The sequence below is a fragment of the Anaerosporobacter sp. genome, from assembly GCF_965301125.1.
Genome location: NZ_CBDLAM010000067.1, coordinates 1 through 7,185 on the forward strand (window position 1 = coordinate 1; position 7,185 = coordinate 7,185).

5 protein-coding genes are annotated in these 7,185 nt (G+C 33.9%); 3 read left to right on the top strand and 2 right to left on the bottom strand.

The window, feature by feature from the left end; genetic code table 11:
- Positions 1-189 precede the first annotated feature (189 nt).
- The 3 genes from ACW2QF_RS09280 to ACW2QF_RS09290 all read left to right on the top strand — a co-directional run bounded on the left by ACW2QF_RS09280 (position 190) and on the right by ACW2QF_RS09290 (position 5,156).
- Positions 190-1,809 carry a leucine-rich repeat domain-containing protein gene (locus ACW2QF_RS09280; protein ID WP_455715720.1) on the top strand — a complete coding sequence of 540 codons (1,620 nt, stop codon included), beginning with the start codon at positions 190-192 and terminating at the stop codon, positions 1,807-1,809.
- A 246-nt stretch (positions 1,810-2,055) separates the two neighbouring features.
- A complete protein-coding gene (locus ACW2QF_RS09285; RefSeq protein WP_455715721.1) occupies positions 2,056-4,365 on the top strand; it encodes an ABC transporter permease in 2,310 nt (769 codons plus the stop codon).
- A 35-nt stretch (positions 4,366-4,400) separates the two neighbouring features.
- Positions 4,401-5,156 (top strand): ABC transporter ATP-binding protein, encoded by a 756-nt coding sequence (locus tag ACW2QF_RS09290; protein ID WP_455715722.1) that lies wholly within the window; start codon positions 4,401-4,403, stop codon positions 5,154-5,156.
- A 7-nt stretch (positions 5,157-5,163) separates the two neighbouring features.
- Here the strand turns inward: ACW2QF_RS09290 and ACW2QF_RS09295 are convergent, their stop codons facing one another.
- A complete protein-coding gene (locus tag ACW2QF_RS09295) occupies positions 5,164-6,498 on the bottom strand; it encodes a HAMP domain-containing sensor histidine kinase (protein ID WP_455715723.1) in 1,335 nt (444 codons plus the stop codon).
- Positions 6,486-7,185: response regulator transcription factor (locus ACW2QF_RS09300; protein WP_455715724.1), on the bottom strand; the 700-nt coding region annotated here is incomplete at its 5' end. The genes ACW2QF_RS09300 and ACW2QF_RS09295, both read right to left, overlap by 13 nt.

Sequence of the window (7,185 nt, forward strand, 5' to 3'; positions counted from 1 at the left end):
GCAGAACTATTAAGTGATTACTTTTACATTTCGTTGTAGATTTTTGAAATATATGGTATATTGTTTTACAATTATACATTTGGTCTATATTTTTATTTCTGGAAAATAGCTAAATCATTATATTATGTTATAGCTCATTCGATAAAAGGAATGGACATATACTTCGATAACAAAAGGGAGAGAAGTAAAATGAAAATAGTATTACGGAATCGTCATATGATATGTGTAGCTGTACTACTCATTATATTATCAATAAGTGGTTGTGAAAAAGCAAAGAGACAAGACGACACAAATAGTGTCACAATGGAAAATGAGATAATTCTGTTTACCGACCCTGTAATCGAATTGGAAACAAGAAGAATTCTTAATAAATCAACTGGTGATATAACACAAAATGATGTTCTGAGTATCACTGATTTTGGCATTGATGGTACATATGATAGCTTTGATGAAATCTCTAGCTTGGCTACTATCACTGATAAAATAACCTCCCTAACTGATTTAAAATACTTCAAAAATCTAAAGGTACTTGTATTACCAGATAATTATATTAAAAGCCTAGATGGAATTGAAGTACTGACCAATCTTCAAGCACTTTGTGTTAGAAACAACAAAATAACTAGTATAGAACCTGTAAGAAAACTTGTTAATCTTGTTTATTTTGACTGCGCCGAAAACGATATAGATAATTACTCTGCCTTAAGTGAACTTATTAATATGGAAGAATTGTGTATTGGCTCCAATGATGCAGCATATACCGACTTGTCACCACTTAAAAAATTAACAAAACTAAAAAGCTTATATGCATCACGGTGTGGAATTTCCGATATATCTGTATTAAATAATATGATAAATATGGAGGATTTACTATTATCTAATAATAATATTAGTGATATTAGTGTTTTAAGACATATGGAAAACTTAAATTTTCTAGGTTTGGATAGCAATTCTATTACTAATATTGAATCCCTTTCAGGCTTAACACGATTAGAATATGTTTATTTAGAAGAGAATCCCATTTCTAAAAAGACATTCAATGATTATTACACCCCTAGTGAGGAAGATTATTTCACTACCACGTTCCATTCAAAATTACAAGATGATATGCCTGAATTTACTTTTGATTTATCTTCCTATTTAGATAAAAAAACATATAAGTACGCCGTACAAACAATTACAATTACGAATACCAATGATGGAACCATATTACAGACAATCGATATACCAGAACTATCTTTATTTGGACAAACGAATATCTCCGTTTCTGACAGAGATACTATGGGTTTTGAGTTAGAGGATGTAAATTTCGATGGATATAAAGATATTCGGTTATATGATATACTAAATGGAACTTACCGAGTTGAGTGGATTTATTTGGTATGGAATCCAGATAAAGCTTTATTTGTAAGTGATAAGAGACTTAACGAAATACCTCTAGCAACATTTGATCAAGAAAAGCAGCTCATCTATGGAACGGAACGTGGATCTGCTGGTGATCACGATGATTCAACATACAAGTATATCAATGGAGAACCTACTTTAATAAGCTACACCAGCGAAAAATATGTTAATTTAGATCATGCACAAGTAAAGAAATACCTTACTAAGGCTTCCGTTAAAACAGATCTTACTGAATTTATGACTTTCCATGTAACGGTTTCAGAACGAAACGATAAAACAGGCAAAATGAAGATTATAAGTGATAAATATATTATTTATCCGTATTCTGATGGACTTACTGAAGATAAGATCCTATTGGAAATCGATGCTTCCTCTGAAATTGGGCAAGCAATTTCTAATAGTAACTAATATCCGTATTCAACCCAAAAGAGTTTGTTGCAAATTTGTAACAACCTCTTTTTTTATTACAAACTTCTCCGATGATACTCCTATCTTCCATAGATAAACCCAACTTAAGTATCACTGTAAGAATTTATTTAGAAATTCGTCACGACCACTACAATATTCCCGTTTAAAATAATTTCATAGATAATAAAAAGGATTGGACCCTAAGGCCCTAATCCGAATAATAAATAAACGAAAGGAATCGCTATTATGTGGATTAAGAAATTAAAGAAAAAGAAACTACAATTCATTGTTCTTGGCCTTATTCTTGCATTTGCTGCAATGTTATTATCAACTTGTCTAAGCTTTAGTATTGAAGTTGAACAATATACGGATGACCGCTTTTCCAGAGAAAATAATTCTGATCTATTTCTCTATGCAACGGGCGGTACAAGTGATTATCTTCGCCCTCTATTAAAGGAACATGATACTTTAGCTACATTAACAACCAACAACGGATACTTTATTAATACCTTACCGATGTATCACAAAGATACTTTGGTAAGTGATTACATTACTCCTCTCTATGCACTGGAGTTAGACAGTTATGAATCCATGCCTTTTCAGATGGATATCGTCTCCGGTAATATGAATTCTTTCGCTCCAGCTCCAGGTGAAGTTTGGATTCAAAAGATTGTAGCTGATAATCATGACATTCAAGTAGGCGACACATTCTCAGACAAAGAAACGTCTTACAACTTCACCGTATCCGCTATCGTAAATGATAATACCAAGCCTGTTTCCATGAGTACTGGTGCATTCATTTACTATAATAAAGCTGATAGTAAGGCTTTTGAAGATCAACAACCTTTAGAATTCATTAGTATTACTTCTGAACAAGATATTGATATTCTAAGCCAATGGATTGAGAATCAATATACTCACGAACATTATGCGGTACTTAAATCTACATTAAATGACTTAAAAACTAGAGCTACCATAATGACTTCATTAATCTCCAAACTCGGTACGTTGTCCTCCTTATTCATGTTCCTTATAACTATTATTATTGTGTTATTCTTCATTCGTAATACAATTTTGAATGAATACGGAGCGATCGGAACTTATAAATCTGTCGGATTCTCTACGAAAGAAATTATGGGCTTTTACTTGAAAGCCTATTCCGTAGTCGGAATATTCTCCATTATTATCGGAGCTCTCCTTGGACTTCCAGTTTCCATCTTTATTGGTAATATCGTTATGGAATATATGGGAACTTATCGTCTAAGCACTGCCTCCATACCACGTGTTATATTAGTTATAATCTTTACTTCGATATTATTATTAGCCAGTATCTATCTTGCTTTAAGAAAAATTGGAAAGATATCTCCTGTAGATGCCTTACATGTTGGAACAACCTCAACCAAAGCAAAACTTAAGAAATCACTAATTAAGAATGCACACTCCTCATTAAGTATGGCGATTAATGATATGTTTAAATATCGTAACCGCTCCTTACTTGTTGTTATCGTCGTTACTTTTTCCTTCTACATCGGAATTATGTTAATTAATATGTGTGTTGCCTTTAACCATATGGAGGATAATGCAACTGCATGGGTCGCACAACCAAAGAGCAACTGTTTTTTAAGTAAGGATAACTCATCAATACCAGATGATCTTCTTAATTATGTCAAGAATAGCCCCTATGTTGCTAGCTATATTACTGGCTCGGGTGCTTCCTATGCCAACTTACAAGTTTCCTGTGAAGATTCAAGTATAAATGTTAAGTATGCTAATATTACGGTTCTTAACACATATGATTATGATCTTACTGGAATCAAATATGCTAAGGGACGCCCACCACAGAACAAGAATGAAGTTGCCATAGATTCTACAACTTTGAACAATAGTGACTATACCATCGGAGATACCATATCATTAACAATTAATGATGTCACTGATAATTACTTGATTACAGGAATCTTTCATTCCATGATGGCTCCTGCACTTTCTTTCGTTACGGAGGCTTTCACAGAGTTTCCTGAAGAGAATTATAATACTTCAATTGGGGTTAACTTGAAAAATCCTAATGATGCAAAGGCATTCGAGAAAGATTTTAAGAATACATTCCCTGACTATCGTTATAGTACCATGAAAGATATTGTAGATAATGTCAAACAGTCTGTTATGTCTATCATGACACCAGTTACAATGATTATCATTGGAATCTTCTGTAGCTTTACGTTACTGAATATTATTAACCTCATAATAATGAACAATCATGAGCAGCAGAAGAACTTTGGTATTATGAAAGCCTTTGGATTTACAAATGCTTATATCATTAGAAGAAATGTATTTCGTATACTTATTTTAAGTATTACAGGAACTATATTGGCACTTGCGTTGAATCAATTCCTTAATGCACGTATCTTTCTAGCTATTCTTACAGTTGATGCGTATCAGACAAAGCTTGTCCCTACAAGTATATTTATTGGAACTGGGCTTGTCGTAATAACCATTATAACTATACTACTTAGTTTAGAAATCCGTCGCATCTCGCCTAAGAAGTTAATGGAATAATCGTAAGTTTTGTATGAAGGGAGATTAAGAATACTATGAAAAATAAAATAATAGAAACCAAACAATTATGTAAAACCTATATCTTAGGTAAAACAGGTTTGAACGTTTTAAAGAATATTGATTTAGAAATCTATGAAGGTGACTTCACTGTAATTATGGGTAGTAGCGGAGGTGGAAAATCGACGCTTCTTTATTCCATTAGCTCTATGGACCGGCCTACTAGTGGAACTGTTACTATTCTCGGCAATGATATTACCAAAATGTCAGAGAAGGAATTAAGTAAGTTTCGTAAGTCTGAAGTATCTTTCATCTTCCAAAGTATGAACTTACTTCATGATTTAACTACTCTTGAAAACATCACCTATATCGGATACGGTACAGACACGAAAGAGAACATTAACAAAAAAGCACTTTCGTTAATAGAACAATTTGGTCTACTAGAAGAGAAGGATAAGTACCCAAGTGAACTGTCTGGAGGTCAGCAACAACGTGTTGCAATCTGTCGTGCCTTAATAGGCGGTTCTAAGATCATCTTCGGAGATGAACCTACAGGTTCACTTAATTCTTCTACTGGTAAGCAAGTCCTGGATAGTCTAACAGAATTAAATGAACAAGGTCAATCGATTGTTATGGTTACACATGATCTTAAAGCTGCTACTCGTGCATCTCGACTACTATATATGGCGGATGGGCATATATATGCAGAATTAATCCTTGGAAAATATACGGAGGATAAAGAGAAAGACCGTAAAGCCCTTGTGTATGATTTCTTAAAAGAGCAAGGTTGGTAGGCATAAATCAAGCTACTGGTATATAAAATTCCATGGTTGTTCCTTCATCCAACACACTGTCACAAAAGATTCTACCGCCATGTTGTGTAACAATATATTGAGAGATACTAAGGCCTAGCCCTGAACCAGGAACGTTCAAGGTTCGGGCCTTTTCACCACGGTAGAATGGCTCAAAAATCATAGACTGGTCCGTAGCAGATATGCCTACTCCAGTATCAAGCACAGCTATGAATAACTTCTCACTCTCATAACGAAATTGAATAGCAATAGTCCCTTTCTCTGTAAACTTCATTGCATTCCCTACCAGATTTTGCAGGACTTGAAGAATTCTCTTTTGATCAATATTAATCAGAAGGTTAGGAATCTCATTACTCCTAAATTCTAATCCTTTCTTCATAATATCACCCCTTAATTCTTCTACTATACCAGTGAAGAAATCTCTCGAGTAACATTCCGTCTTATGTATATCAAATTCATGTAACTGTGCTTTGGAATGTTCTAAGATATCATCTATCAATCCATTCAACATTGTAATTTTCTTAAGAATGATAGACGTATACTCTTGTACTCGTTCATCTTTTACCAAACCTGTATGGATTCCTTCCACATAACCCGATATAGTAGCAATTGGCGTTCGCAAATCATGAGAAATGTATGCTAATAATAGTTTTTCTTTCTCTTTCAAAAGCCTTTCATTTTGAATTGAATAATCTAGTTCATCTCTAAGGCTTTCAAAATCATGACATAGTAGACCAATTTCACCATCATAGTCATAACGTACTCTTTCCCTAAAATCACCTTCTCGTATCTTTTTTGTTGATTGATGAACCTGACGTATGGGTAATAAGATATCGCGATGTAAGAAAAGTATAAACTTAATCAGTATAACTAATACGGCTATGATCGTCACTGCCATAACGTATATACAAAAATATGATTTCTTGATAAGCTTCTCATAAGGAATTTCAACATAGATTGTGCCCACTTGTAACCCATCTTCCAGAATCGGGGCACTATAGACATAATTCCCACTCTTCTTCCCATAGGAGTTACCTGTAACTATCTTCATATCAACCTTATTCTGTACCATATTCTTGGGATTAGAATGAATCACTTCTCCACTTAGGTTAATAGTAAGGTATGTATAAGCCTCCAAAGACGTATAATCTCCTTGATTTACTTCAAAGATACAGTTATTCATTAACACCCTAGCCCGATTATGAATCAATGTATCCACATTCGTATTAACAAGATAGATAATTATTCCACAAAGCAAGACTAATCCTAATAAAATCGCACTAGAATATATATAAATCTTGTGTCGAATCGTCAACCTTCCCATTTGTAACCGACTCCCCATACAGTTTTTATGTAGCAGACCTCTTCTTTCACTAACTTTTCACGTATCCGACCAATATATACAGCAATGGTATTATCATCAATAAAGTCTGAGTATCCCCATACTTGACTAATAATTTGATCCTTAGTAAATACTTGAGATGGATAATCAGATAAAAAGTCTAGCACTTGGAATTCCTTTGGCGAAAATTCAATCGGCTTCCCATCTACAGTTACTTCATAGGATTCGCCACAGATTTTTAAACGACCAAAACATTTTTCTTTTCTCTTATTCTTTGTTTGTACAGGGATAAACTGAGTCACTCGCCTTAAGTGAGATTTTACTCTAGCAACTAATTCAATCTGTGAAAATGGTTTTGTCATGTAATCATCTGCGCCTACTCCAAGTGCTAGTACTTTATCATAATCCGAATTCTTAGCTGATATAATAATGATTGGTAGATGTCTCTCTTCCCGAATCTTTTTACATACAGCAATTCCATCAATTTCAGGTAACATGATATCTAGAATAACAAGAGCAGGTTCACAATCTTTCAGCATTCTCAAGCCATCGGCCCCTGTAAATGCTTGTCTAACATCATAGCCATCATTGGCAATGAAATCTTTCATTACATTAGATAAATCTACGTCGTCCTCAATTATTAAAATTGTTTCTTTCATACTTGTTAAC